The following is a 25937-nucleotide window of genomic DNA, read 5'->3' as shown; positions in this document are numbered from 1 at the left end:
CAATCGAGATCTAGTGAGCCGCGCGTGGCGGCAAGTGTGGCGCTCATTCGCCGAGGTGTGGTGCGACCGCACGGGTGAGTTCGCCGGAGCGGACCAGTTCCTCCGCGGCGGCGATCTCCGGCGCGAGATGGCGATCCGAGCCGGGGCCGTCGACCTTCGTGCGCAGCAGTTCCAGGGCCGCCGCGGTGGCGGGCGCCGGACGCATCGGCGCACGGAAGTCCAGTGCCCGTGCGGCCGTGAGGTATTCGACGGCCAGCACGGTCGTCAGGCCGTCCACCGCGGTGCGCAGCTTGCGGGCCGCGGACCAGCCCATCGAGACGTGGTCCTCCTGCATCGCGCTGCTCGGGATCGAGTCCACCGACGCGGGCACCGCCAGCCGCTTCAGCTCGCTGACCACGGCGGCCTGGGTGTACTGGGCGATCATGTGCCCGGAGTCGACGCCGGGATCGCCGGCCAGGAAGGCCGGAAGTCCGTGCGAGCGGGCGACATCGAGCATCCGGTCGGTGCGGCGCTCGGCCATGCTCGCCACATCCGCCACCGGAATGGCGAGGAAGTCGAGCACGTACGCGACCGGCGCGCCGTGGAAGTTGCCGTTGGACTCCAGCCGCCCGTCGGCCAGCACCACGGGATTGTCCACGGCCGAGGCCAATTCGCGCCCGGCGACCAGCTCGGCGTGCGTGACGGTGTCCCGGGCCGCGCCGTGCACCTGCGGCGCGCAGCGCAGCGAGTAGGCGTCCTGCACCCGATTGCAGTCCGGCCCACGGTGACTCGCCACGATCTCCGAACCGGCCAGCGCGGCGCTGATCCGCGCCGCCGACCGCGCCTGACCCGGATGCGGGCGCAGGGCTTGCAGATCCGCCGCGAACACCCGGTCGGTGCCGAGCAGCGCCTCCACGCTCATCGCCGCGGTGACGTCGGCGACGTCGAGCAGCATATGCAGGTCCGCCAGCGCGAGCACCAGCATGCCGAGCATGCCGTCGGTGCCGTTGGTCAGCGCCAGGCCTTCCTTCTCGGCCAGCACGACCGGCTTGATCCCGTTGGTGCGCAAGGCCGTTGCCGCGTCGGTCACATTGCCGGCGGCATCGGCGACGTCGCCCTCGCCCATCAGAGCCAGGGCCACCGCGGCCAGCGGCGCGAGGTCGCCGGAACAGCCGAGCGAGCCGTACTCGTGCACGATCGGGGTGATGTCGGCGTTGATCAGCGCGGCGAGCGTGGCCGCGGTCTCCGGCCGGATCCCGGTGTGGCCGGTCGCCAGGGTGCGCAGCCGCAGCACCATCAGCGCGCGGACCACCTCCCGCTCGACCGGGCGGCCCGCCCCCGCCGCGTGCGAGCGGATCAGCGAACGCTGCAGCGCGACCCGGCTCTCCTGCGGGATGCTGTGCGTGGCGAGTGCGCCGAAGCCGGTGGAGACGCCGTAGGTGGGCACCGTCCCGGCGGCCAGCGCGTCGACGTGCGCCCTGGCCAGCGCCAGCCGCTCCTCGGTGGCCGCGCTCAGGTGAACCTTGGCGCCGAGCCGGGCGACGGCCACGACCTGTTCCCCGGTCAACGGTCCGTCTAGCGCCACAGTCGGTGGCAGTGCAGTTTCGGGCATGGGGTCCATTCCACCGTCAGCGCGGGCAGTGGAGAATGAGGGACGGTCCGATTGTGTCTGATATCCAAGACTTGCCGAGGAGATGGCATGGGAACGAGCAGCGACGTCCCGGCGTTGCGCCGCGGCCTGGCGGTGTTGCAACTACTCGCGGGGCGGGCCGGCCCGATCTCGGCATCGACCATCGCGCGCGAACTCGGCCTCCCCCGGTCTACCACCTATCACCTGCTCGGCGAGCTGGAGTCGGCCCGGTTCGTCACCCGGCTGCCCAGCGAACGCCGCTATGGGCTCGGCATCGCCGCGTTCGAGCTCGGCTCGGCCTACCTGCGCCACGATCCGCTAGAGCGGCTGGCCGGACCGTTGCTGCGCGAACTGGTCGAGCAGGTCGGGCACAACGCGCACCTCGGCGTGCTGCACGGCAACGAGCTGCTCTACCTGATCAAGGAACGCCCGATCCGCCCGGAAACGCTGATCACCGGGGTGGGCGTGCGGCTGCCCGCGCATCTGACCGCCTGCGGGCGGGCGATTCTCGCCTACCTGCCCGCCGCGCAGATCCGCGCGCTGTTCCCGTCGGCGTCGTCGTTCGTGCGGCGCACCGAGCGCGGGCCGAACTCGCTCGCGGCGCTGCGCACGGTGCTGGCCGTCGAACGCAATCGCGGCTGGGCCAGCGAGGACGGGCACATCACGCCGGGGTTCGCCTCGGTCGCCTATCCCGTCTTCGATCACAACCAGCGCCCGATCGCGGCCATCAGCGTCACCTTCCGGCACCACTGCGAGGCCACGCCGTGCCCGGCCGACTGGACTCCCCTGGCCGACCGGCTCCGGACTACCGCCGACAGCCTCACTCAGCGCATCGGCGGTCGCGTCGGCTAGAGCTTGCGGCCGATGCCGCCCCACGCCGCCGACGGCACGTCGCTCGCGGGCTCGGAGCCGTCGGCGCGCCACTGGTTGACCGGCACGATGCCGGGTTCGACGAGATCGAGATTCTTGAACACCTCGCGCACCTGATCGACACTGCGCACGTAGTACGGAACCGCGCCGGTTTTCGAGTAGTAGTCCGATAGGCGCACCAGCCGTTGATCTTCGGTGGTGCCTTCGTACATCGCGAAATAACTTCCGGACGGAATGGCTTCCTGCAAAGCGCCGGTTATCCGGATAACGTCGTCCCAGGTGCGCGCGTGGCCGAGAACGCCCATGAACATGACCGCGATCGGTTTGTTGAAGTTCAAAATGTTGCGCGCTTCGGTGACCACCTGATCGGTATCGTGGAAATCCGCTTCGATCAGTGCGGTGACGCCTTCGTCGGTGGTATTGATCAGCAACGCGCGGGCATGCGCGAGCACGAGCGGATCGTTGTCCACGTAGACGATCTTGGATTCCGGCGCGACACCCTGCGCGACCTCGTGCGTGTTCTGCATGGTGGGCAGGCCGGTGCCCACGTCGAGGAACTGCCGGATGCCGGCCTCCTCGGCCAGGTAGCGCACGACGCGCATCAGGAACCGGCGCGATTGCCGCGCCATGGTGCCGATATCGGGAAACACCGATTCGCCCGACTCGCCGGCTATTCGATCGACTTCGTAATAATCCTGACCACCGAGCCAGTAATTCCAGATACGGGCGGAATGTGGTACATCGGTGCGGATCAGCCGATCGCTTTCGCGGACCATGATGCGGCTCCTCGAGAGGTGGTACGTGCGGCTGACTGTACAAGCGTCCAAGGGCTCACGTCGGCGAATTCAGACATAAACACCGAAGAGTCAGATCGGACACGAGTCGCGTGTTCCGCCGAACGCTCGGAAGGCGGTTCTCGCCAGCCCGGTGGGCTCCGACACTCTACATCCAGCGACGCCCCGGACTGTGACCGGCAACACCCGCAGATCAGTTGTGCACAATATAATTGAGGACTACGTTATTGGACATGACCGACGACCATCTCACCCTCGATGAGCAGATCTGCTTTCCGCTCTACGCGGCATCCCGGGCGATGACCGCGGTCTACCGGCCGAAACTGGAACGGCTCGGGCTGACCTACCCGCAGTACCTGGTGATGCTCGCCCTGTGGGAACGCGACGGGCGTAGCGTCGGCGACGTGTGCCACGCCCTCGCGTTGGACTCCGGCACGCTGTCTCCCCTGCTCAAGCGGTTGGAGGCGGCGGGCTTCGTCCGGCGGCAGCGCGCCGCCGACGACGAACGCCGCGTCGACATCGAACTCACCGAACGCGGACGCGCCCTGCGCGCCGAAGCCCGCGGCATCCCGGCCGAAATGGCCGAGGCCTGCGGTCTTTCCGTGGACGAATTCCTGGCGCTGCGCGCCACCCTGCGCCGACTGACCAGCGCACTCTCGGCACCACCGATCGAAGGAGAACAGCCATGAAGACCCTCTACACCGCAGAAGCCCTGGCCACCGGCGACGGCCGCAACGGCCACGCCCGCACCACCGACGGCAAGGTCGACGTCGATCTGGCCACCCCGCCGGAGATGGGCGGCAGCGGCGCGGGCACCAACCCCGAGCAGCTGTTCGCGGCGGGCTACGCGGCCTGCTTCCATTCGGCGCTGCGCCTGGTCGGCAAGCAGGCCAAGGCCAATGTCGACGATTCCGCGGTCGGCGCGAAGGTCGGCATCGGCCCGAACGACGCCGGCGGCTTCCAGCTCGCGGTCACCCTCGAGGTGTCGCTGCCCCATCTGTCCCGCGCGGACGCGCAGGCCCTCGCCGACAAGGCACACCAGGTGTGCCCGTACTCCAACGCCACCCGCGGCAACATCGACGTCGACGTCGTTGTCGCCGAAGACTGATCGGAGGAGCAAGCCATGCGTGCGGTAGTCATCGAGAGTTTCGGCGAACCGAAGGACGTACTGACCACGGCCGAGCGGCCGCTGCCCGAACCCGGCGAGGGCGAGGTGCGGGTCGAGCTGATCCTCGCGCCGGTGCACAATCACGACCTCGCCATCGTGCGCGGCGTGTACGGCTACAAGCCGCCGCTGCCCGCGATCCCGGGCACCGAGGGGGCCGGCCGGATCGACGCGCTCGGCGCCGGCGTCACCGGACTTACTGTCGGCCAGCGGATTACCGTGTCCGGCGCGCAGAACGTGTGGGCCGATTACTTCGTCGTCAAGGCGGGTCAGGTCGTGCCGGTGCCGGACTCGGTGTCCGACGAGACCGCCGCTCAGCTGCTGGCCATGCCGCTCAGCGCGCTGATGCTGCTCGAGGATCTCGACGTAGCGTCCGGCGATTGGATCGCGATCAACGCGGCCAACGGCGCGGTCGGGCGGCTGGTGAATGTGCTTGCGCGCCAACGCGAAGTCAACGTGCTGAACCTGGTGCGCGGGCCGAAGTCGGTGGCGGCGTTGCGGGCGGCCGGTTTCGAGCCGGTCTTCGACACCGAGGCCGAGGGCTGGCGGGACGCCGCCGTCGCCGCGACGTCGGGTGCGCCGATCGTGCGTGCCGTCGATCAGGTGGGCGGACAGGCGGCGAGCGACGCGATGGCGTTGCTGGCGCCCAAGGGCGAGCTGATCTCGTTCGGCGCGCTCTCCGGCCAGCCGATGACGTTGAGCCCGAGTGATCTCATCTTCAAACAGACTGTGGTCAAGGGCTTCTGGGGCTCCAAGCGGATCGAGGAGACCTCCGCCGAGGATCGCCGGCGGCTGATCGGCGAACTGGTGAGCGCGGCGGCGCAGGGCGTGCTGAAGCTCGACGCCGAAGCCACCTACCCGCTGGACGCGGCGGCCGACGCGGCCGTCGCCACCGAGAGCCCGGGACGCAGCGCCAAAGTCATGCTGGCGCCGAAGGTCTGACGCGCTACGGGCGCAGTTCGAGCACGGCCATGGCGGCATTGTGACCGGGGATGCCGCTGACCCCGCCGCCTCGTACTGCGCCCGCGCCGCAGAGCAGGACGTTGCGGTGACCGGTCGCGACACCCCAGCGGGTGGCCGGGTCGGTGTCCGAGTCGTCCTCCCGATAGGGAAAGGCCAAGTCGCGGTGGAAGATATGGCCGCCCGGCAGACCCACCTCGCGTTCGAGATCGAGCGGGGTCTTCGCTTCAAGACACGGCTCGCCGTTCTCGTCCACGGCCAGGCAGTCGCCGATCGGCTCGGCGAGCACCGAATCCAGCTGGGCTAGGGTCGCTTTCAGCAATTCCGCCTTCGCATCTGCCGGGTCCTTCGCGAAAAGCTTTGCCGGTGTGTGCAATCCGAACAGCGTGAGCGTGTGCGCGCCCTGGGCCGCCAGCTCCGGGGACAGGATCGATGGATCGGTCAGCGTGTGGCAGTAGATCTCCGACGGCGGCGCTGACGGGATCCGCCCGATCGCCGCCTCGCCGTAGGCGCGATCCAGCTGCGCATACGACTCACCGATGTGAAAGGTCCCCGCGAAGGCTTCCCGCGGGTCGACCGAGTCATCGCGTAGCCGAGGCAGCCGCGTCAGCAACATGTTGACCTTCAATTGCGCGCCTTCGGGTTTCGCCTCCGCCGGTTCACCGAGCAGCCGCGCGAGTTCGTGCGGCGCGGCATTCACCAGCACATGCCCCGCACCGACCACCCCACCCGCATGGCTCACTTCCGCTGTGCGCCCGTCGGTTTCAATCCCGGTGACGGCGCAGTCGGTGACGATCTCCGCGCCAGCTGCCCGCGCGGCCCCGGCCAGCGCGTCCGTCAGCGCCCCCATGCCACCGACCGGCACATCCCAGTCCCCCGTGCCGCCACCGACCACGTGGTACAAGAAGCACCGGTTCTGCCGCAACGACGCATCATGCGCGTGCGTGAACGTCCCGATCAGCGCATCCGTCAGCACCACACCCCGGACCGTGTCGTCGGCGAACTCCGCCTCCACGATCTCCCCCAGCGGCCGCTCGAACAATGCTGCCCAAGCCACCTCGTCATCGACAATCCCCCGCAGTTCGGCTCGCGACGGCAACGGCTCCGTCAACGTCGGAAACACCCGCTCGGCCAGCCGCCCGGTCATCGCGTAAAACCGCTGCCACGCAACGAAATCCCGATCCGACCCGGTCAACCCGGCAAAGCTGTCCCGAGTCCGCTCCGCCGACCCCGTATCCACCAACAACCCACCCCCTCCCACCGGCGTATATGAAGAAATCCGCCGCCGCCGAGTAACAAACGACAACCCCAGCTCCTCGACAATCCGCCGAGGCAGCAAACTCACCAAATACGAATACCGCGACAACCGGGCATCCACCCCCGCAAACACCCGCGACGACACCGCCGCCCCACCCGTACTGCCTTGCCGCTCCAACACCGCAACCGATCGCCCGGCCCGCGCCAAATACGCCGCAGCCACCAATCCGTTGTGCCCGCCTCCCACAATCACCACGTCATACGACGCCCGCGTCGGCTCCATCCGTCCTCGATAGCACGAATCCCGTCCGATCGGCACCCCAACACGGCAAAGATCCGACCGGTCGCCGCTGGCTACCCCGTCGTGAACCGACTGGTCCCCTGTGCCGATTTCCCGTTGCCGCGTTCCCGACGCGGTATTCTCTATGCATCGAATAGATCGAAAGCTCAATGGATGCAAGCGATTCCGTTGAACAGAGGCTTTCGTCACAAGAAATGGCAAGCTCATGATTGTTGTCTTCATTGCCAAAGACATCGATGTTCTCGACGCCGGATACGACGACTCCGCCTACAAGCCGGCCACGTTCGGCCGCGCGTATGCCTACAGCAAGAAACTCTGGCCCTGTGCCACGCTGGGCAAGACCGAGAACCTCTTCATCACCGCCCACGGCGACGAGGACTCCATCGGCGACGAGGATTCCACCCCCGGCAAAGGTCCGGTCATCGATCTGAATGCGGACCAGCTAGCCGGCATCATCAAGGCCATCCTGCCCGGCGGCTACACCGGCAATATCTACATCTCGACCTGCAATTCCTTCAAGATCGCCCAGGCAGTCGCGGAGAAACTGGGCATGCTCGTCGGCGGCGATGTATACGGAACCAAGAACTCCATCGACTACGCCATCCAAACTCCGAGCGGCAGCAACTGGTCGCTCGCTGGGTGACGGCCCGGCCGAGTCAGAGGTCCAGTACCAGGACCTCTGACCTGGCCCGCGATACGCACAGCATCATGGTGTCGCCCCGCGCCTGTTCCTCGGCGGTGAGCAGCGAATCTCGGTGATCGATGTCGCCGGACAGGACCGGAGTTTCGCAGGTGCCGCAGGTGCCTTCCCGGCAGGACGTGACCAGGGGGATGCCTGCTCGTTCCAAGACGTCGGCGATGGATTGCTTGACGCCGATCCGGAAAGTTCGTCCGCTGCTTGCCAGTCGCACGTCGAATTCCCCGTTGGGCGCGAATTCCATTGGGCGAGGGACGAATCGCTCGAGGTGAACCGGTAGGCCCTGCTGTGTGCCCTCGGCTTCCACGGCGGCGAGCAGCGGTTCGGGGCCGCAGCAATAGACGGTCGCATCCTGGTGAGTGGCGAGGATGTCGGCTAGGGGCAGGAGGCCGTGCTCGTCCTGAGGTAACAGCTTTGCGGTGGAGTATTCCTTGGCCAGCTCGTCTGCGAAGGCCATGTGCGCGCGGGTGCGGCCACCGTAGTACAGGGACCAGCGAGCACCGGCGGCCTCGGCAGCGGCGATCATCGGCAGGATCGGGGTGATGCCGATGCCGCCGGCGACGAACACGTAACTCTCGCGCGCGACCAGCTCGAAATTGTTGCGCGGCTTCGACACTCGCAACTCGGTGCCGGGCTGCGCGGTGCGGTGCAGATGACGTGATCCGCCGCGACCGTCGGGCTCGTGCAGCACCGCGATGCGCCAGCGGTCCGAATCGGCGGGATCACCGCAGAGCGAATACTGGCGGATTCCCGCGTCACCCACGGCAACATCGATGTGCGCGCCCGGCGTCCAGCCCGGCAGCTCCCCGCCGAGGGCGGACAGCTCGAGCGAGAACACGCCTTCGGCCTCGTCGCGGCGCGCCGACACCCGTACCGGAAACTCAGTCATTTCGGCCTTCTTTCGCGGGGTTGGTCGTCGCGATCACCGTCTCGGAGATCCCCTGGCCACGCAGCAGGCGAACGGGCAGTCGATTCGGGCGATCGACGTTGACTATCGCCCCGACTCAGACGGCCCCGCGGCCCCGAAACTGGCGCCATGACGACTGTGGGGCAATTGGTGGACAAAACCACCCAGTTCATTCGTGACCAGGTCGTTCCGGTGGAACGCGAGGTCATCGTCGACGGGCGGGTGATGGACGACGCGCTGCGCCTCGACCTGCAGAAGCGGGCGAAGGAGGCGGGCGTGTTCGGCCCGCTGTCCGACCCGAAGTACGGCGGCCTCGGCCTGGACACCCGGGCACAGGCCCAGGTGCTGGAGGCGGCGGGCGCCAGCCTGCTCGGCCCGATCGCGGTCAACGCCTGGGCGCCCGACGACGGCAACATCCATCTGCTCGCCCACGTGGCCAACGCCGAGCAACAGGAGCGCTACCTGGCGCCGCTGGCCGCCGGCGAGGTCCGCTCAGCCATCGCCATGACCGAACCGGCCCCCGGCGCGGGCTCGGACCCCGCCATGTTGCAGACCGTCGCCGAGGAGACCGACGACGGCTGGATCATCAACGGCGCCAAGCACTTCACCACCGGCGCGCAGGGCGCCGCGTTCACCATCTGCGTGGCCCGCACCGGCGACGGACCGACGATGTTCCTGGTCGACGCGGACAACCCGGGCCTGCGGGTCGGACGCCGGATGCCGACCCTGGACCACACCAGCGCCCCCGGCGGGCACTGCGAGGTGAACTTCGTCGACTGCGTGGTTCCCGATTCCGCCGTGCTCGGCGAGGTCGGCCAGGGCCTGGTGCTCGCCCAGGTGCGGCTCGCCCCGTCCCGGCTGGTGTTCTGCATGAACTGGCTCGGCCTCGCGGTCCGCGCGCACCACCTCGCCATCGAGCACATCAGCACCCGGACCTCGTTCGGCGTCCCGATCGCCGATCACGGTCTGGCGCAGGGCATGGTCGCGGACAACGAGATCGACATCGCCGCCGCCCGCGGCGTGATCCGCACCGCCGCGGAGACCATCGACGCGCAGGGCCCGACCTCCTCGCAGGCGCGCCACGACGCGTCGATCGCGAAAACCTTCGTCTCCGAGGCGGTCTGGCGGGTGCTCGACCGCGCCGTGCAGCTGCACGGCGGGCTCGGCGTCTGCGAGGACTACCTGGTGGCCCGATTCCTGGTGGAGGCGCGGGCGTTCCGCATCTACGAGGGCCCGTCGGAGGTGCTGCGCTGGTCCATCGCCAGGCGCGCACTGCGCAATCGCTGACATCCGTTATCGCTGAAGGGAGTACCGCAATGACTACGCGAGAGATCGCCGGCTTCGCCGCCGCCTACCCCGAACTCGACGGCGCCGCCGTCGACTACGAATACCTGCGCGCCGTGTCCCAGGACCTGGTGCCGTTCGGCCGCCACGTCGGCACCCGGATCACCGAGATCGGCCCGGAGCGCGCCGTCGTCGAGATCCCGGTCGGCGACACCGTCGGCAACCACATGGGCACGGTGCACGCCGGCGCGCTGTTCACCGCCGCCGACATCGGCGGCGCGGCCGCGTTCGTCGGCGCGGCCGCCCCGCGCCTGTCCACCGTCGAACGCCTGGTGCTGCGCTCGGGCACCGCGTCCTACCGCAAGCCGGCCATCGGCCGGATCCGCGCCATCGCCACCGTCGACGAGCGCGAGCTCGCCGCGGTGCTCACGGCCACCGTGTCGAACCGTTTCGAGTTGTCCGGCAAGGCTTCTCTGGTCGACGACGGCGACGTGGTCGTCGCCAAGTTCACCTTCGACTACGTCTGCGACGTAACCATCCCGGAGTCGGACCGGTGACGACCACGGCCCCGAAGAAGCCCTCGGAATTCACCACGCTCGAGTCGGCGACCGTCTCGACCCCGGACGACGTCACCTTCACCGTTCGCTTCCTGCCCGGCAAGAAGGCCGACGCACCGGTGGTGCTGATCCTGCCCGCCATGGCGATGAAGGCGAAGAACTACCTGCTGCTCGCCAAAGAGCTGAACGCCCAGGGCCTTTCGGTTGCCACCTGCGACCTGCGCGCCCACGGCGAGGCACAGCCGGAACTCGGCCTGCACCGCGACTTCGGCTATCGCGAGATGCTGGAGATCGACCTGCCCGCGATCGTCGCCGCTGTGCGGCAACGCTTTCCGGACGCGCCGCTCCACCTGTTCGGCCACAGCCTCGGCGGCCAGGTCGCGCTGCTCTACGCCGCCGCCGAACCGGACTCCGTGGCCGGCGTGACCGTCATCGGCACCGGCACCGTGTTCTGGTGGGCGTTCGGCCCGCGCCGCTGGTTCGAGGCACTCAGCCAGATCCAGTGGATCGGCCTGGTCTCGCGCTGGAAGGGCCACTGGCCCGGCGGCGTGCTGATCCCCGCGCCGATGCCCGGCGGCGTCATGCGGGACTGGGCGATGCACTCGCTGACCAGCTACTACCGACCCAAAGGTTCAGCACGGCAATACAACACGCTGCTGCGCAACCTGACCAAGCCGGTGCTGGCCATCTCGCTGTCCGACGACGTCCTCGGCCCGAAGTCCAATGTCGACTTCCTGGTCTCCCGGATGCCGAAGGCGCAGGTCACCCAGTGGCACATCGACGAGGACTCGCCGGTCGAGCATCGCGATCACTTCACCTGGGTCAAGGATTCCCCGGCGATCGCGGCCCGGGTCGCGACCTGGATTGTCGCCGGCGAACTGCCCGGCTGAGGAGAACTGGTGGCAAGACTGCGAATTGACAAGGTGTCGAAGCAATTCGGCGCGACCTACGCGGTGCGCGAGGTGAGCCTCGACATCGCCGACGGCGAGTTCCTGGTGCTCCTCGGTCCCAGCGGCTGCGGCAAGTCCACGCTGCTGCGGATGATCGCGGGCCTGGAGGATCCGACCGGCGGCGTGATCCGGTTGGACGACAACGACATCACCCACCGCGCGCCGCAACAGCGTGACCTCGCGATGGTGTTCCAGAGCTACGCGCTCTACCCGCACCTGACCGTGGCCAAGAACATCGGTTTCCCGTTGCGCACCAGGCACACTCCGCGCGCGAAGATCGCCGAGCGGGTGGCCGAGGTCGCCTCGATCCTCGGGCTCGACGAGCTGCTGCGACGCAAGCCCGGCGCCCTGTCCGGCGGACAGCGGCAGCGAGTCGCGCTGGCTCGCGCCATGGTTCGCGATCCCGGCGCGTTCCTGATGGACGAGCCGCTGTCCAACCTGGACGCCAAGCTGCGCAGCGCGACCCGCGCCGAGCTGATCGCGCTGCACCGCAGGCTGGGGGCGACGTTCCTGTACGTCACCCACGACCAGGTCGAGGCGATGACCATGGCCGACCGGATCGCGCTGCTCAACGAGGGCCGGGTGGAGCAGGTCGGCACCCCGACCGAGCTGTACGACCGGCCGCACTCCACCTTCGTGGCCGGCTTCCTCGGCGCCCCGCCGATGAACCTGTTCCCCGGCATCGTCACCGAGCGCGACGGCAGGCTGTTCCTGGTGGCCGACGGCATCGACGTCGAATTGGCCATCACCGCCGAGGATTTCGGCAGCACGGTCGACGTCATCGCCGGCATCCGCCCCGAGCAGCTGCGTCTCGACGTGACCGCCGCCGACATCCGCGGCGAGGTGCGCATGGTGGAAAACCTCGGCAGCGAGGAACTGATCCACTTCACCACCGGTGAGCAGACCCTCTGCGCCCGCGCCCCGCGTCCCGCCGGGGTGCAGGCCGACGACAGCATCGGGCTGCGCGTCGATCCCGCCCACATCCACCTCTTCGACCCCGAATCCGGCTTGCGCATGACCTGGCAAGAGCCACAACCGGATTCGCTACGCGAGGGCGCCGACGAAGTCGTCGCCGTCGCCTGACTCGTGACAACGCTGTCCGACATCACCGAATCAATGAGGAGAACACCGTGAACCGCACCGCGCCCATCTTGGGCATGGTGTTCGCAACCACCGTCGCGCTCAGCGCTTGCGGCGGACTCGGGAGCACCAGCACAGACTCGAACTCCAGCACCGCGCAGATCCCGGACCTGAAGCCGGATCAGCACGTGGCCATCGTGTTCGAGTCCTACAACTACGGACTCGCCGGAGCGTGGACCGATACCTTCAACACGCTCATCGGCGACTTCCGCAAGAAGTTCCCGAACATCACGGTGACCGCGCAGAAGCCGCAGGGCAACAGCCCGAACCCGGCCACGGACACTATCTCCAGCATCCAGAACCAGACGGTCGCGGGCACCCCGCCGGACGTCGCGCAGCTCGGCTTCAGCGACCTGGACTACACCGTCCATCAGCTGGGCGCCAAGCCGCTGGACACGCTGGTCTCCAAGCAGGAGGTGCAGCGCAACTTCGACGGCGCCAAGTACCCGTACGCGCCGAAGGCCCGCACGCTCGCCGATTGGGACGGCCACACCTACGGCGTGCCGTTCGTCTTCTCCACTCCGGTCCTGTATTTCAACGCCTCGCTGTTCACCGAGGCCGGGCTGGATCCGGCCAAGCCGCCGAGCACCTGGCAGCAGGTCGCCGAGGCGTCCGCCGCGATCACCGGCAAGACCGGTAAGGGCGGCGTCTACGTCGACTGCCTGACCAAGACGGCCAAGGACTGGTGCTTCCAGTCGCTGGTCCGGTCCAACGGCGGCCGGGTGATCTCCGCGGACCGCAAGTCGCTGACCTTCGCCGACGCGCCGGTGGTCGAGGTGGCGCGGCAGCAACAGCAGCTGGTCGAGTCGGGCAGCATGCCCAAGCTCAACCAGAAGCAGGGCTACGAGGCCTTCGCCCGCGGCGACATCGGCATGATCCTGGAGACCAGCGCGATCCAGGGCACCTTCACCACCGGCGCCAAGGACAAGTGGGACCTGCGGGCCGCGCCCATGCCCAGCTTCGCCGGCAAGCCGACGGTGCCGACGAATTCCGGTGCGTCGCTGCACATCCTGTCCAACGATCCGGCCAAGCAGCGCGCGTCCTGGGAGCTGATCAAGTTCCTCACCAGTGAAGAGGCCTACACCAAGATCTCCCAAGGCATCGGCTACCTGCCGCTGCGCACGGGTTTGATGGATGACCCTGCCGGACTGAAGGATTGGTCGGCGAAGAACCCGCTGTTGCAGCCGAACGTCGCCCAGCTGGCGAACATGGAGCCGTGGATCTCCATGCCGGGCACCAACTATCTGCAGATCCGCGACGGCATGATGGACGCGGTCGAGGCGATCGTGTTCCAGGGCAAGGATCCGCAGTCCACCTTGACCGCCGCCAAGGAGCAGGGCGCCAAACTGCTGCCCGTCTCATGAGCGGGGTCACGATCGTCCAGCTGACCGACACTCACATCCGGCCCGTCGGCGAACGGGTGCACGGCAAGGTCGACACCTACGAGAACCTCACCCATGTGCTGCAACAACTTCGGGCCTCGGGGCAGCCGATCGACGCGCTGGTGCTGTCCGGAGACCTGACCGACAACGGGTCACCCGAGGCGTATCGGCGGCTGCGCGACGCGGTCGAGCCGGTGGCCGCCGACCTCGGCGCGCAGACGGTGTATGTCATGGGCAATCATGACGAGCGCGCGGTGTTCGGCACCGAGCTGCTCGGAACCGATTCCGCGGCAGTCGATCCCGACTTCACCCACGACAGCGTCACCGATGTCGCCGGGTTGCGGGTCATCGCATTGGACAGCACCACCCCGGGCCGGCACGACGGCCGGCTGGAACCCGAACAGCTCGACTGGCTGGCCGGCGTGCTGCGCACGCCCGCGCAGCACGGCACGCTGCTCGTGCTGCACCACCCGCCGATCCCGTCGCCGATCGCCACCACCGAGTACCTCAAGCTCGAACAGCCCGAGCTGCTCGAGGAGGTGCTCTCGGGATCCGATGTGCGGCTGATCATCTGCGGGCACAACCACCTCACCGGTGCGTCCGCGCTCGGCGGCATCCCGGTCTGGATCGGGCCGGCGCTGTCCTACCGGATCGATCCGATCGCACCGGTCGGGCGGCACCGCGGGCTGGTCGGATTCGGGTACAGCCGCATCGATCTGCTCGGTGCGAGCCTGGTGGCCACCGCGATCGAGGCGACCCCCGCCGAAACCGTCTACGACAGAACGGAACAGGACGTGCTCGATCAGCTCGCCGCGTTGGCCGCGGCCGAGACCAGGTAGGTCGATGTTCGTCATCGAATCTCCGCGCGCCATCGAGGAAGTCGCCGAATCGGTCGCTTCCCCGGTGCCGCCGCCGCACCGCCTCGCCCGGTTCCGCCGGGCGGGGCGGTTCGTGGTGCCGTACCTGTATCTGGCGCCCGCGCTGTTCCTGCTCGTCGTGTGGACCTACCGGCCGCTGGTGCAGGCGTTCGAATTGTCCACCTACTCGTGGAATCTGCTGCCGACCTCGCCGATGAAGCCGGTCGGGACGGGCAATTACGAGCGGCTGATGGACCTGCCCGCGTTCTGGAACTCGATCGGGCGCACCGGCGCGCTGATCGTCGGCATGCTGCCGTTCACGGTGATCCTGCCGGTGCTGATCGCGCTGGCGAGCAAGCGGGTGCGGGGGCGGGCCCGGACGATCTATCAGGCGTTCATCTTCGTGCCGTTCCTGGTGGCTCCGGTTGCGGCGGCGGCAGTTTGGCGCTGGCTGCTGCATCCCGGTAGCGGATTCGTCGACCAGCTGATCGGCTCGAACCGCAACTGGGTCTACGACGCGGGCACCGCGCACATCGTGATCATCGCGATCACCGGCTGGCAGCTGCTCGGGTTCTCCGTGCTGGTGGTGTGGGCCGGATTGGCCGGTATCAGCGGGGATTACCACGAGGCGGCGCAGGTCGACGGCGCGAGCCCGAGCCAGATCCGGCGCTGGATCACCTTGCCGCTGCTGTCCCCCACGGTGATGTTCCTCGTCCTGACCACCGTGTTGCTCAGTCCCGTATTGACTTTCCCGCTCATCGACTCGATGACGCAGGGCGGTCCCGCGCAGGCCACCACGAATATCTATTACCTGCTGTGGGATTACGCCTTCCACAGCTTCGACGCCGGGCTCAGCGCGGCGGCCGGCGTGCTGTTGTTCGCCGGATTCGGCGTGATCGCCGGGATCCTGGTGTGGATCTCGGAAAAGGTGGCCTTCCATGATGATTGATCGTTTACGGACCGCGGGCAGCCACGTGCTGCTCGCGGTCACCGCGCTGGTGTGCATCTTCCCGATCTACTGGCTGTTCGCCACCTCGCTGCGCCGGCCCGAGGACGTCACCTCGCTGTCGCCGATCCCGTGGCCGATCTCGTTCGCCAACTACACCGACGCGGCCGCGAAGGTCGACGTGGTCGGACTGATCGGCAACACCTTCTTCATCGCGGCGCTGTCCGCGGTGGGGCAGCTGCTCGTCGCGCTGCTCGCGTCCTACGCGTTCGCGATGTACACCTTCCCGTTCCAGAAGGTGCTGTATCTGGCGTTCGTCGGCACCTGGCTGGTGCCGTTCCAGGTGACCATGCTGCCGAACTATGTGCTGCTCACCCAGCTCGGGCTGATCAACTCACTGGTCGGCGTGGTGCTGCCGACGCTGTGCTCGGCGCTCGCGGTGCTGCTGCTGCGGCAGCACATGGCGAGTTTTCCCAAGGAGCTGGTCGCCGCCGCCAAGATCGACGGCCGCTCGTCCTGGTCGATCCTGTGGACCGTGGTCGTGCCGAACCTGCGGCCCGCGCTGGCCGCGCTCGGCATTCTGCTGTTCATCAATGCCTGGAACGAATATTTCTGGCCCGCGGTGGTGCTGCGGCAGTCCAACAGCGTGCTCCAGCTCGGGCTGCGCAGCTTCATGGGCACCGAGGGTGATCAGTGGGGGCCGATGATGGCGCTGGCGAGCCTGGCCTGCCTGCCTGTCCTGGTGATGTATCTGCTGTTGCAGCGCCACATCGTGAACGCGTTCGTGCGGTCGGGACTTAAGTAGTTTCAGGCCGTCGGTTACGAATCGGTACGCGAACTGAGATTCCGCTCACTCGGCCGTGCGGAGACGGCGATCACACGACATCCTGATCTTGCTGGGAACATCACGACCTGCGGTCGAACCGAGCGCTGTAACAGCGCGGAGCGAATCGTCGACGCAGGGGCACAGGGTGATGCGGGGATAGCTAACGGTGCGCAGCAGAGTCGAAGGAGCGAATGGATCGTGCGTCCGAAAAGGGCACTGACGTGGGTTTCCCTTGCCGCCGCCGCGGCGTTGATCGCCGCGAGTTGCGGGTCTTCGCCGGACACCGCCGCCGAGACGCCGCCGAAGCCGGGCACGCTCCTTTCCCAGCGGCCGCTGACCAACGGCGGTCCGAAGATCTCCGCGTCGGCCGGTTCGGCGACGTATATCCGGTATGTCTCCACCGCACCGGACAAAGCGCCCATCGAGGTGTCCGGTGCGGTGTACTTGCCGAAAGGCGCCGCGCCGGAAGGGGGTTGGCCGCTGGTAGCCTACGGCCACGGCACCTCCGGGGTCGCCAACGAGTGCGCGCCGACCAGCTCGCCCGAGCTGTTCGGCAACGACGTCACGGTCGCCAACCTCCTCGACGCGCACAAGGCCGTGGTGATGACCAACTACCAGGGCCTGGACGGCCCCGGCTCCGCGCCGTATCTGCAAGCCGAGTCCTCGGGCTACGACGTGCTCGACTCCGTGCGCGCGGTGCGGCAACTCGACCTGCCGGTGACCGAAGACGTTGTGCTCGTGGGGTTGTCGCAGGGCGGGCGCGCCACCGAGTCCGCGGTGGAAACGGCGAAAACCTACGCGCCCGAGTTGAAGATCCTCGGCAATGTGCTGCTCTCGCCCGCGCTGCGCAGCGAACTCGCCAAGGCCGCGGAGACGAACACGCTGACCGTCGGCCAGTACCTGCTGCTGCCCTATCTGGTCGCCGCCGTCCGCTACGACCATCCGGACTACTCCTACGACAAGGTGCTGCACGGCCCGCTGCTCGCGGCGGCGCCCCGGCTCGAAGGCCTGTGCACCGGCCAGTCGACGCTGAAGGACTTCGCCGTCGGCCAGGCCGCGACGCCGGCCGCCGCGCAGTTCGTCGACGACACGGCGAAGAGCCTGCTGGCCGACTACGAATCCGCCGGTAACCTGCCGAAGGTGGCCACCGACATCCCGACCTTCCTCGCCCGCGGCGACAGCGACGACCTGGTCAACACCGCGTGGGGCAATCAGGCGGTAGCCGATATGTGCCGCCTGGGCATCAACCTGGTCGACCACGTGCTGCCCGGCGGTCACGAGGCCTGGCGCGCCCGCGGCGATCTGGTCACCGCGTGGATCAACGACCGGTTCGCCGGTCTGCCCGTCCCGCCGACCACCTGCCGCGCATGACCGCCCGCCTGAAATTCGGTGCGGCACTGCTGTTCCTGACGATCACGTACTACATCGCCGAGTTGGTCGTCGGCGGCCGCTGGCACGACGCGAACCCTTACAGCTGGTCCGCGAACATGATCAGCGACCTCGGCGTCCCCGAATGTTTCGGCGACATGGCGCAATACGGCGCGACCACCCCGCGCTACATCTGTTCACCGTGGCACGCGCTCATGTCCGCCGAGTTCGTCCTGCTCGGCGTCCTGGTGCTCGCCGCCGCTCTGCTGCTCACCCCGCTGCTGCCGAAAACCCGTGCCGCACGGTCGATCCCCTATCTGGCCCTGATCAACTGTCTCGGCATTGTCCTGGTCGGGCTCTTCCCCGGCAGCGCGGGCGAGGTCCCCAACGGCAACCAGCTGCGCGTCGTCCTGCACCCGGCCGGCGCCTATCTGGAACTGCTCTCCGGCCTCGCGATCATGATCATCATCGCCCGCCTCTACCGCACCCACCGCGCCTACACCGCAACAACTCTCGCGCTGATCGCCGTCACGGTCATCGGCATGATCGCCAGCCTCGCCCCGAACCACCTCGGCCTCGGCGCGGGCACCGCCGAGCGCCTCGCGATCGATCCGTTCGTCGTCTGGCGAATCATTACCGGCGCCGTTCTTTTCCTCGCGCTGCCCCGAATCCAGCTCCAGGGCAACGAAACCGCCGTCGAGTCCGCGCGATCCGGTGGAGCTACCGAGGCTTGACGCCTCGCACCCTATTGCTGCTGCTCTAGCGCAGCGTGGTGGTGAGCGGGGCCGAGTCGCGCTTGCTCGCCTGGCGGGCGGCGATGCGGTCGCGGCGCTCCTCGAACTTGAGCATGTCGCGTTCGTACTTCGCCAGGTAGTCGGCGAGCTTTTCGCGGGTCTGCTCGCCGGCCGCGGTGAAGTCGGTGCGCTCGAAGATCTTCCAGATGCGCAGCACCGGCATCACCACGTCTTCGAGGTGCTGGCGCATGTCGTAGATGCCGTGCTTGGCCATCAGCGCGCCGTAGCGGCGGAAGTTGGGGTTCTCCGCGCCGGGCATCTGGAAGTTCATCAGCGTCAGCGCGATCGCCTCGATCGCCTGGTCGGGTGCCAGGTCCAGCGCCGCACCGCACATGTTGCGGTAAAAGATCATGTGCAGGTTCTCGTCGGCGGCGATGCGCTGCAGCATCTTGTCGGCGATGGCGTCGTTGCACACCCGGCCGGTGTTGCGGTGGCTCAGTCGGGTCGCGAGTTCCTGGAAGGTCACGTAGGCCACGCCGAGCAAGAATCCGGTGTCCGGGACCTCGCTCGGATCGATGGTGCCGTACTTCGCGACGGCCAGCGGGTCGAAGCCCGTGGTCATCGCGATCATCCTGGCGTTCTCCAGCTCGACCGGGTCGACGCCGCGGGTGACCACCAGGTAGTCCCGCAGCACGATGCCGTGCCGGTTCTCCTCGGCGGTCCAGCGACCGACCCAGGTGCCCCAGGCGCCGTCCTGGGAGAAGTTCTCCGCGATCACCCGGTGGTAGGAGGGCAGATTGTCCTCGGTGAGCAGGTTGGTGATCATCGCCGCCTTGGCGACGTCGGACAGCTGCGACTGGCTGGGGTCCCAGTCGACGCCGCCCATCGCGGCGAAATTACGGCCCTCGTCCCACGGCACGTAGTCGTGCGGATGCCAGGCCTTCGCCATGGACAGGTGCCGGTTGACGTTGTCCGCCGCGATCGGTTCCAGCTCGGTGAGCAGCTCGAGCTGGGTCAGAAGTCGGCCCATTTGCGTTACCCCTCAGACATTTTGGCTCACTTTGCGCGGGGACCGAACACGACCGCCAGCGCGACAACCTCCGCGAGCCTACGGATCCGTAGGTGGCAATTCAACCGGCCGATCAGCTGCCCCCAGAACTGGTGGCAGCGCCGAGCGGCCGCGGAACGAAGCGGTGGCAGTCGGCCGGCAGCCGCGCGCCCGCCGTGCGGAGCTGGGCGATCCGGGTGAGATAGGCGGCGCCGAGCATGAGCTGATCGGCGATGTCGGCGACGTGCCGGTTGCTGAGCGCGGCCAGGTAAGTCCCGTTGACCCAGCTGTTGAAGCCACCCATCGCCGGCCCGGTCCACACCTGGTAATCGGCGGCGCGGTCGGCCTCGCCGCGGATGCTCCACCCGGACGACAGGCCGAGATACCACCGGAACACCAGCGCCATCTTGCGCTTCGGATCCTCGGCCGCGCCGATCAGCTGACCCGGATCGCGTTCGGTGAAGTAGCTGACGCAGTCCTGCCACACCGCGTCCAGCGGTCGCCGGAACAGCGTGGCCTCCAGGTCACGGCGCAGGTCGGCCGGGATGTCGTCGATTCCGGCGTACGCGCGGTAGGTGTCGTAGAGACGTTGCGCGCGGGCGGCGAACATGGTGCCCCGGCGCAGCACCTGTACCTGCACACCGAGCTCGAACATGTCCGAGGACGGCGCCATCGTGCAGTCGGCGAAATCCGCTCGGGCCAGTAGCTCTTTGGTGGTGTCGCATTGCGCGGCCTCGCGGGTGGCCTGGTTGATCGAGCCGGTCACCACGTAGGCGGCGCCCAGCGCGAACGCCGCGGCGGCGGCCGCCGGAGTGCCGATGCCGCCCGCCGCACCGATGCGTACCGCGGCAGCGGCCGGCAGAATGCTCCGATCGCGCGCGGCGATCAGTTCCGGCAACAGCACCAGCAGCGGCCTGCGGTCGGTGTGACCGCCGGAGTCCGCCTCCGCGGTGATGTCGTCGGCCATCGGCACCTGCTCGGCCAGCCGCGCCTGCTCGGCGGTGATGTCGCCCGACGCGACCAGCTGACGCAGCAGATTCGCCGGCGCGGGCCGCAGGAACGGCTCGGCCACCTCGACCCGGGAAACCTTGGCGATCAACCGGTTCCGCACCTCGACCTGCCCGTGCCGATCGACGCCGAGACCGGCGACCCGGTATCGGACCACCTCGGCGGTGAGTCCCATGAAGGCCGATGCCTCCACGCAGCGCACCTGGTGGCGCAGGCAGGAATCGACGATGGCGCGTTCCAGCGCCGGTTCGGACGGACTGTGGATCAGGTTGCAGGCGAACGGCTTTCCGGGCAGCGCGGCGCTGAGTTCGGCCAGCGCCGCGTCCACCACCGCGGGCGTGACCCCCGCGGCGCCGTACGAGGCGAGGTAGCCCGCCCGTGCCATCGCCGAAACCAGGGCCGGCGACGCGATCCCGTTGGCCATCGCCCCCGCCGCGTATGCGGCCCGCACGCCGTGGGTGGCGTGGAACTGCTTGTCGCCGAGCAGTTCCGGCGGCAGCGGGGCGACCGCGGTGAGCACCTCCGCGCGGGCGGCGATGCCCGCGTCCGAGGTCACGCCGACCCGGCCGTCGTGGCGGACGATCCAGGCCGGCCGCCGTACCTCGAGCAGCACGGCGCCGATCTCTTCGGCCGTCTGGGCGACGGCGCTCGTCTGCGCGGTGGTCATCGGTGGTCCTCTCGCTCGACGAGTTCGACCGCGAGGTCGTTGAGTTCGTAAATGCGCAGGCCGGGCTTCCACAGCGAACCGTCCACGATGACGGTGACGCCGTGCGGTCCGCGCCGGATCTCCTTGATGTGCGCGTCCAGTTCCACGGTGCCGTCAGTGGGCAGGAACTGGCCCCGGTAGCGCCAGCTGAACGGCAGGTCGGCGGGGATGCGGAAGACCGGGTCCCTAAGGGAGTCAGCGAATCCCGCGTCCAGCATCCACTCCTGTACCGCGTGGATGACCGACTCCACGCCCAGCGAGCCCGGGATGACCGGGTCGAGGTGGAAGTGCCGTTCGAAGTACCAGTCCGACGGGTCGATCGCGCGCAGCGAATGCAGGTAGCCCGCTTGGTATTTCCCGCCGCCGTCGACCACGTCGATGTGGTCGATCAGGGCGAGGGTCCGGCGCGCGCACAGTTCGGCGGCCGGGTCGGCACGACGCGCGGCCACGTCGATGGTCCGGATCCGCGCGTCCGCGTGCTCGTCCAGCCAGGTCGGGGCCGCGCGGCCCGCGTCGAGGCCGGTCTGGTTGGCCAGGGCCTCGTCGCTGAAGTAGCCGAACATGGTCTCGCCGGAGTAGAACGGCTCGCCGTCCACACTCAGCGTGTAGTCGAACGTTTGCAGCGACGACCCGGGCAGGATCGTGGTCGACAGCAACCGGGACGACTGCTCGATCGTCTTGTCGCGCAGGTCTATCTGGCGCAGCACCGTTGCCGTGCCGCCGAGATTGCGCAGGCTGAGCGTGACGCCCGGCTGGGTGAGGGTCGGTCCCGCGTAGTAGCCCATCAGCAGCGCGGCTTGCAGCGAGGTTTCCATGTAGACGAAGTGCGGCATGGACTCGTTCGCCGTGTCGCCGTAGTACCAGGAATCGGCGGGCGAGTCGTATTCGGTGGTGTAGGTCGCGCCGTCCAATCGGCCACGCGCGCCGTCGAATTCGATGACCCGGTCGACGAGCAGCAGGCCGCCGGTGGGCAGCCGAGTCGCGCGCACGCCGGTGTATTCGGCGAATTCCGGTCCCATGGCGATGCTTTGGTCGCCGCGGGCGAGGTGGGTCATGTGGAATTCGTTGAGCAGCAGCGACGGTGCGGCCGCGCCCGGTCCGACTCCGGTGCCGACCGGTTCGGCGACCGTGACGGTGACCTGCAACTGTCCCTGTGTGCCAGGGAAGTTCGCGGTCGCGGAGACGTGCGGCCTCGGCACCAGGTCGATGTCGGTGACGACGAGTTCCACCGTTGCGGCGCTGCCCACGACCGAGCCGCTGAGCTGCGCGGTATTCAGCGTGCTGCCCGACAGGCACAGCTGCATGCCGGTGAAGAGCGCGAACACCTCCGCGGCCTGCACCGCCGCGGCCTGCGGATCGCCGTCGAAGTGCGCGACCACGCGGCCCTTTCCGGTGCCGCCGCGCAATTCGATCGTCGTCACGTCGGTCAGCACCAGGGGCCCGGCCGCGGCGAGTCGAGCCACCGAGGTGACGCCGAATCGCTGATGCCGAGAGCCGAACACACCGGCCACATCGCCGTCGACCAGGCGCAGCAGGGCCGCGCGGTCGAGGCTCCGCAGCCGGGTGCGGGCCAGCGGCTTGAACGCCGATTCGGCTGCTGCGCCCTCGGTTTCGGCGACGGCGCCGTTGCCGCCGCCGAAACCGGGGCCGCCCGTCGGCTCGCCGACTGCCGGGACGAGCTGACTGTCACCGGTCGCCGCGCGCAACGTCCGCCGCCAGACCGCCCGCTGCAAGGCCACCTGCGCGGACAAGGCCGCACGGTGCGCGGTCACCACGCCGGCGCGAATCTCGCTGAGCGGGTTCTCGACTCGTGCCGCACCGACGCGCGGCGAGGCGACCGCCGGGCCACCACCGGCGGCGATGCCGCCGTTTCCGGAGCTCGGAGCCACCGGGTCAGCGCCCTGCCGTTCGCCGCTCGGCGAGCCGTGCGGGTACTGCGGCCCGCGTGTCGCCACCGCGTCCGCCCGTTCAGCGGACGGATCCGGATCAGGGGCCGCGCCACTGTTTTCGGACCTCATCGCCACCGCGGAACCCGTCGGGTCGAACGGTATTCCGTCGAACTCGAGCACTGTCATGCCATCCACCGCCTCACCGAGGTCTGGAACTTCTCTGTCAGATCCGGCGTCGTCACCACGGTGACGTCGGAGAACCGTTGCAGCACTGCGCCGTCCGTTGTGATCGCGGTGGCGTCGATGCGGGCATCGACGCGTCCCGTGCGCGGGTTGTCCACGACGAGCAGGAACGTCTCGTCCGCGGGCAACGGCCGGTAGTAGTCCGCCCGGCCGACCCCGAGGGGCAGGCAGGCGCCGCCGAGCAGGCGGTAGCCGAGGACCGGCGGGCCTTGCAGGATCAGGTCCGCGAGGACCGGATCGTGCAAGCGGCCCGCGTAGGCGCCGTTCGCCACTCGGGCTGCCGGAAGCGAGCATTCGAAGACGATCGCGTCGTCGGAGGCCGCCCGCACCAGGCGCAGACCCTGAAGGGCCGGCGCGTGGAACTGGATGGCGTCGCGATAGATGTTCGCGTCGCTGGCCGATCCGCTCGGAATCAGCTTGCTCGGCGCGTCCTCCGCGCCGCTGCCGAGCAGCAGCGTGGCGCGGAAGTGCAGGATGTTGCCGCCGCGAATGTTCGCTTCCACCAACGTCCGGCCGTCGGCCGACTCGCCGGGGATCAGTTCGAGCTCGACCTCGTCGATCGGGCGGTCGAACACGATTCCCTTGAGCACCTCGAAGTCCCGGACACCGACCACGGTTCGGCCGGCCAGGCTGCGCTCGGCGAGGTTGATCATCGCGCCGAGGCCGAAAGTGGCGGGCAGCACGACGTGTTCGCCGATGCGGTGGGCCTGGATGATCGGCTCGTCGGTGAGTCCGGTCAGTACCCGTCGAGCGGACACAGCGCTCGGTTCGACGCCGGCGTCGCCGGACAGTCCGTTCGCGGGACCGATGAGGACGACGGTGTCCTCCCGATGATCCGCGGTGAACTGCTCGGTGAAGGCGGCCGCCCCGATCTCCGGGTCCAGCAGCGCGATGCCGCGGGCCAGGAAGTGGCCGCGGAGCGCGGGCGTCACCATGCCGCCGTCCCAGGCGCCCCAGTCGATCGCGGTGACGTGGCAGTCGGGATGGTGCCGCCGCCAGCTCACCGCGAACCGGGACAGCGCCTCGTTCGCGGCGGCGTAGTCGGCCTGCCCCGCGTTGCCGAACAGGCCCGCCACCGAGGTGAACAGCACCAGGTGCCGCAGTTCGCCGAGGGCGGCGAGCACGGTGGCCAGTCCGGCGATCTTCGGTTCCAGGACTCGTCCGATGGATTCGGCGGTCTTGTCCGTGATCATCGAGTCGGCCAGCACCCCGGCCCCGTGGACGACGCCGGTGATGGTGTCGCGCCACGGTGCGAGCGCGGTCCGCACCGCGGTCTCGTCGGTGGCGTCCACCGCGAGATACTCGGCCCGCGAACCCAGCTCGGTCAGCGTCGCCCGGATCTCCCGCGCCGCAAGCACTCCGGCGCAGGCGCGCTCGATCTCGCGGGGCTTCACGCCCGTGCTCGCCAGCGCACGTACCGCCGCGGGCTTGAGGTCCGCGTCGGGAACGCCTGCCGCCCAGTCGGGTTCGGGTGTCAGCTCGGATCGACCGAGCAGGACGAACCGGGCCTCGCTGCGTTGCGCCAGCGCTTTCACACACGTCGCGGTGACGCCACGCGCGCCGCCGGTGACCAGCAGAACATCCGCTGCCGTCAGCAGACTCGGCTGCTGCTCGGTGCCGGGACGGACGATGGTCACGGAGCCGGCGGGCGCATACGCACTCGGGAGGAGTGTCCGCCGCTCCCCCGCCGCGTCGATTCCGACCTCGAGGGAGTCCCGTGCCGCGTCGAACAATTCGGCGGTCACGAGATCGGCCAGCCGTTCCGGCGTGACCTCCGGGTCAATCTCCAGCGCCCGGCAGAACAGCGACGGCTGTTCGGCGGCAAGCGTTTTCACCACGCCGCCGACGCCACCGAGCAGAGCGGACACTGGATCGGCCGTGCCCGCGAAGCCGAGCTGACCGTCGAGGCGCGTGACGGTGACGAAGCTCGCCCGGTCATCGGCCTTCTGCAACAACGGCACCGCCTGACCTGCGGCCAGGATGGTCGCGCCGAGGCGCTGCTGTGCCGAATCCCAGTGGGCCGCATCGCCGACGACAACGAGGCACACATCCACGGAGCCGAGCTCCGCCAGATCCGGGCCACTGCGACGATGGACTGCCCAGCCGAGTGCGACGAACGCGGATTCGAGTGCGGCACAGTCTGCCTCCGCCTCCCCGCTGAGGTCCAGGAGCGCGATGTCGGCGTCCGCGCGGTAGGGCGCGTCGGCCCGGTCGACGGCGGGCAGGGTGATCAGTTCGACGGCGTGCCGCGGCGTTTCGGCCGCGGCTTCAGCTTTTGGGTGGACATCACCGCCCACCGACGAGGCGAGCTCGTCGACGATCTGATCGAGGGTACGTAGCGTGCCCAACTGCTCCGGGCCGAGGCTCGGTAAGTCCGGAAACCGTTCCTGTAGTGCGCCGATCACCTGCACCCGCTTGATCGAGTCGACGCCGAGATCG

At 68.6% G+C, this 25937-nt stretch carries 23 protein-coding genes; 15 read left to right on the top strand and 8 right to left on the bottom strand.

Annotation, left to right across the window (positions count from 1 at the left end):
• Positions 1-43 precede the first annotated feature (43 nt).
• A complete protein-coding gene (gene hutH / locus F3087_RS37765) occupies positions 44-1591 on the bottom strand; it encodes a histidine ammonia-lyase (RefSeq protein ID WP_150406947.1) in 1548 nt (515 codons plus the stop codon).
• 87 nt (positions 1592-1678) lie between these two features.
• Here hutH and F3087_RS37760 point away from each other — a divergent pair, with 87 nt between their 5' ends.
• Entirely contained in the window at positions 1679-2461 is a 783-nt protein-coding gene (locus F3087_RS37760) for an IclR family transcriptional regulator (protein ID WP_150406946.1), read from the top strand.
• Here the strand turns inward: F3087_RS37760 and F3087_RS37755 are convergent.
• Positions 2458-3255, bottom strand: a complete 798-nt coding sequence (locus tag F3087_RS37755; RefSeq protein ID WP_150406945.1) for an SAM-dependent methyltransferase — start codon at positions 3253-3255, stop codon at positions 2458-2460. The two genes, F3087_RS37760 and F3087_RS37755, sit on opposite strands and share 4 nt — an antisense overlap.
• 251 nt (positions 3256-3506) lie before the next feature.
• On the opposite strand from F3087_RS37755, the gene F3087_RS37750 reads away from it, so the two are divergent.
• The 3 genes from F3087_RS37750 to F3087_RS37740 are packed head-to-tail and all read left to right on the top strand — an operon-like array spanning position 3507 to position 5380.
• Positions 3507-3962, top strand: coding sequence for a MarR family winged helix-turn-helix transcriptional regulator (locus tag F3087_RS37750; RefSeq protein ID WP_150406944.1), 456 nt, complete (start codon positions 3507-3509; stop codon positions 3960-3962).
• Positions 3959-4381 (top strand): organic hydroperoxide resistance protein, encoded by a 423-nt coding sequence (locus tag F3087_RS37745; protein ID WP_150406943.1) that lies wholly within the window; start codon positions 3959-3961, stop codon positions 4379-4381. Before F3087_RS37750 ends, F3087_RS37745 begins: the two co-directional genes overlap by 4 nt.
• A 15-nt stretch (positions 4382-4396) precedes the next feature.
• Positions 4397-5380 (top strand): zinc-binding dehydrogenase, encoded by a 984-nt coding sequence (locus F3087_RS37740; protein WP_150406942.1) that lies wholly within the window; start codon positions 4397-4399, stop codon positions 5378-5380.
• A 4-nt stretch (positions 5381-5384) separates the two neighbouring features.
• On the opposite strand, the gene F3087_RS37735 is transcribed toward F3087_RS37740, so the two are convergent.
• Complete coding sequence (locus F3087_RS37735) at positions 5385-6938, bottom strand: phytoene desaturase family protein (protein ID WP_150407078.1); 1554 nt, start codon at positions 6936-6938, stop codon at positions 5385-5387.
• A gap of 223 nt (positions 6939-7161) precedes the next feature.
• Here F3087_RS37735 and F3087_RS37730 point away from each other — a divergent pair, with 223 nt between their 5' ends.
• Entirely contained in the window at positions 7162-7599 is a 438-nt protein-coding gene (locus tag F3087_RS37730) for a hypothetical protein (protein WP_150406941.1), read from the top strand.
• Between the two features lie 13 nt (positions 7600-7612).
• Here F3087_RS37730 and F3087_RS37725 read toward each other — a convergent pair whose 3' ends face one another.
• On the bottom strand, positions 7613-8542 hold the full coding sequence (locus F3087_RS37725) for a PDR/VanB family oxidoreductase (protein ID WP_150406940.1): 930 nt from the start codon (positions 8540-8542) through the stop codon (positions 7613-7615).
• A 147-nt stretch (positions 8543-8689) separates the two neighbouring features.
• On the opposite strand from F3087_RS37725, the gene F3087_RS37720 reads away from it, so the two are divergent.
• From F3087_RS37720 to F3087_RS37675, 10 genes are all read left to right on the top strand, one after another.
• Positions 8690-9847 carry an acyl-CoA dehydrogenase family protein gene (locus F3087_RS37720; protein WP_150406939.1) on the top strand — a complete coding sequence of 386 codons (1158 nt, stop codon included), beginning with the start codon at positions 8690-8692 and terminating at the stop codon, positions 9845-9847.
• A 29-nt stretch (positions 9848-9876) separates the two neighbouring features.
• On the top strand, positions 9877-10401 hold the full coding sequence (locus F3087_RS37715) for a PaaI family thioesterase (protein ID WP_150406938.1): 525 nt from the start codon (positions 9877-9879) through the stop codon (positions 10399-10401).
• Positions 10398-11291 carry an alpha/beta hydrolase family protein gene (locus F3087_RS37710; RefSeq protein WP_150406937.1) on the top strand — a complete coding sequence of 298 codons (894 nt, stop codon included), beginning with the start codon at positions 10398-10400 and terminating at the stop codon, positions 11289-11291. Before F3087_RS37715 ends, F3087_RS37710 begins: the two co-directional genes overlap by 4 nt.
• A 9-nt stretch (positions 11292-11300) precedes the next feature.
• Positions 11301-12434 (top strand): ABC transporter ATP-binding protein, encoded by a 1134-nt coding sequence (locus tag F3087_RS37705; protein ID WP_150406936.1) that lies wholly within the window; start codon positions 11301-11303, stop codon positions 12432-12434.
• Positions 12435-12481: 47 nt separating this feature from the next.
• Positions 12482-13855, top strand: a complete 1374-nt coding sequence (locus tag F3087_RS37700) for an ABC transporter substrate-binding protein (RefSeq protein WP_150406935.1) — start codon at positions 12482-12484, stop codon at positions 13853-13855.
• The gene (locus tag F3087_RS37695) at positions 13852-14712 is read left to right on the top strand and encodes a metallophosphoesterase (RefSeq protein WP_150406934.1); all 861 of its coding nucleotides are present in this window, start codon (positions 13852-13854) and stop codon (positions 14710-14712) included. Before F3087_RS37700 ends, F3087_RS37695 begins: the two co-directional genes overlap by 4 nt.
• Positions 14713-14716: 4 nt before the next feature.
• Positions 14717-15679 carry a carbohydrate ABC transporter permease gene (locus F3087_RS37690; RefSeq protein ID WP_150406933.1) on the top strand — a complete coding sequence of 321 codons (963 nt, stop codon included), beginning with the start codon at positions 14717-14719 and terminating at the stop codon, positions 15677-15679.
• On the top strand, positions 15669-16481 hold the full coding sequence (locus F3087_RS37685) for a carbohydrate ABC transporter permease (RefSeq protein ID WP_150406932.1): 813 nt from the start codon (positions 15669-15671) through the stop codon (positions 16479-16481). Before F3087_RS37690 ends, F3087_RS37685 begins: the two co-directional genes overlap by 11 nt.
• Positions 16482-16700: 219 nt before the next feature.
• Positions 16701-17873: a lipase family protein gene (locus F3087_RS37680; RefSeq protein ID WP_223885653.1), complete on the top strand. Its 1173-nt coding sequence runs from the start codon at positions 16701-16703 to the stop codon at positions 17871-17873.
• Complete coding sequence (locus tag F3087_RS37675) at positions 17870-18604, top strand: DUF998 domain-containing protein (RefSeq protein WP_150406930.1); 735 nt, start codon at positions 17870-17872, stop codon at positions 18602-18604. Before F3087_RS37680 ends, F3087_RS37675 begins: the two co-directional genes overlap by 4 nt.
• 25 nt (positions 18605-18629) lie before the next feature.
• Here the strand turns inward: F3087_RS37675 and F3087_RS37670 are convergent, their stop codons facing one another.
• The 4 genes from F3087_RS37670 to F3087_RS37655 all read right to left on the bottom strand — a co-directional run.
• Positions 18630-19634: an acyl-ACP desaturase gene (locus tag F3087_RS37670; RefSeq protein WP_150406929.1), complete on the bottom strand. Its 1005-nt coding sequence runs from the start codon at positions 19632-19634 to the stop codon at positions 18630-18632.
• A gap of 112 nt (positions 19635-19746) precedes the next feature.
• Positions 19747-21327, bottom strand: coding sequence for a PfaD family polyunsaturated fatty acid/polyketide biosynthesis protein (locus tag F3087_RS37665; RefSeq protein WP_150406928.1), 1581 nt, complete (start codon positions 21325-21327; stop codon positions 19747-19749).
• Positions 21324-23441 (bottom strand): hotdog family protein, encoded by a 2118-nt coding sequence (locus F3087_RS37660; protein WP_150406927.1) that lies wholly within the window; start codon positions 23439-23441, stop codon positions 21324-21326. The genes F3087_RS37665 and F3087_RS37660 overlap by 4 nt, the downstream gene beginning before the upstream one ends.
• Positions 23438-25937: SDR family NAD(P)-dependent oxidoreductase (locus F3087_RS37655; protein WP_150406926.1), on the bottom strand; the 2500-nt coding region annotated here is incomplete at its 5' end. The genes F3087_RS37655 and F3087_RS37660, both read right to left, overlap by 4 nt.

The organism is Nocardia colli (assembly GCF_008704205.1).
In the GTDB taxonomy this organism is placed as follows: Bacteria; Actinomycetota; Actinomycetes; order Mycobacteriales; family Mycobacteriaceae; genus Nocardia; species Nocardia colli.
The sequence above is the reverse complement of the archived record's forward strand: the minus strand, read 5'-3'. Positions and strand labels throughout refer to the sequence as shown.

Bases quoted from the DNA above. Each gene is read 5' to 3' on its own strand.
- hutH (WP_150406947.1), bottom strand. From the start codon at position 1,591: ATGCCCGAAACTGCACTGCCACCGACTGTGGCGCTAGACGGACCGTTG.
- F3087_RS37760 (WP_150406946.1), top strand. From the start codon at position 1,679: ATGGGAACGAGCAGCGACGTCCCGGCGTTGCGCCGCGGCCTGGCGGTG.
- F3087_RS37755 (WP_150406945.1), bottom strand. From the start codon at position 3,255: ATGGTCCGCGAAAGCGATCGGCTGATCCGCACCGATGTACCACATTCC.
- F3087_RS37750 (WP_150406944.1), top strand. From the start codon at position 3,507: ATGACCGACGACCATCTCACCCTCGATGAGCAGATCTGCTTTCCGCTC.
- F3087_RS37745 (WP_150406943.1), top strand. From the start codon at position 3,959: ATGAAGACCCTCTACACCGCAGAAGCCCTGGCCACCGGCGACGGCCGC.
- F3087_RS37740 (WP_150406942.1), top strand. From the start codon at position 4,397: ATGCGTGCGGTAGTCATCGAGAGTTTCGGCGAACCGAAGGACGTACTG.
- F3087_RS37735 (WP_150407078.1), bottom strand. From the start codon at position 6,938: ATGGAGCCGACGCGGGCGTCGTATGACGTGGTGATTGTGGGAGGCGGG.
- F3087_RS37730 (WP_150406941.1), top strand. From the start codon at position 7,162: ATGATTGTTGTCTTCATTGCCAAAGACATCGATGTTCTCGACGCCGGA.
- F3087_RS37725 (WP_150406940.1), bottom strand. From the start codon at position 8,542: ATGACTGAGTTTCCGGTACGGGTGTCGGCGCGCCGCGACGAGGCCGAA.
- F3087_RS37720 (WP_150406939.1), top strand. From the start codon at position 8,690: ATGACGACTGTGGGGCAATTGGTGGACAAAACCACCCAGTTCATTCGT.
- F3087_RS37715 (WP_150406938.1), top strand. From the start codon at position 9,877: ATGACTACGCGAGAGATCGCCGGCTTCGCCGCCGCCTACCCCGAACTC.
- F3087_RS37695 (WP_150406934.1), top strand. From the start codon at position 13,852: ATGAGCGGGGTCACGATCGTCCAGCTGACCGACACTCACATCCGGCCC.
- F3087_RS37690 (WP_150406933.1), top strand. From the start codon at position 14,717: ATGTTCGTCATCGAATCTCCGCGCGCCATCGAGGAAGTCGCCGAATCG.
- F3087_RS37685 (WP_150406932.1), top strand. From the start codon at position 15,669: ATGATGATTGATCGTTTACGGACCGCGGGCAGCCACGTGCTGCTCGCG.
- F3087_RS37675 (WP_150406930.1), top strand. From the start codon at position 17,870: ATGACCGCCCGCCTGAAATTCGGTGCGGCACTGCTGTTCCTGACGATC.
- F3087_RS37670 (WP_150406929.1), bottom strand. From the start codon at position 19,634: ATGGGCCGACTTCTGACCCAGCTCGAGCTGCTCACCGAGCTGGAACCG.
- F3087_RS37665 (WP_150406928.1), bottom strand. From the start codon at position 21,327: ATGACCACCGCGCAGACGAGCGCCGTCGCCCAGACGGCCGAAGAGATC.
- F3087_RS37660 (WP_150406927.1), bottom strand. From the start codon at position 23,441: ATGACAGTGCTCGAGTTCGACGGAATACCGTTCGACCCGACGGGTTCC.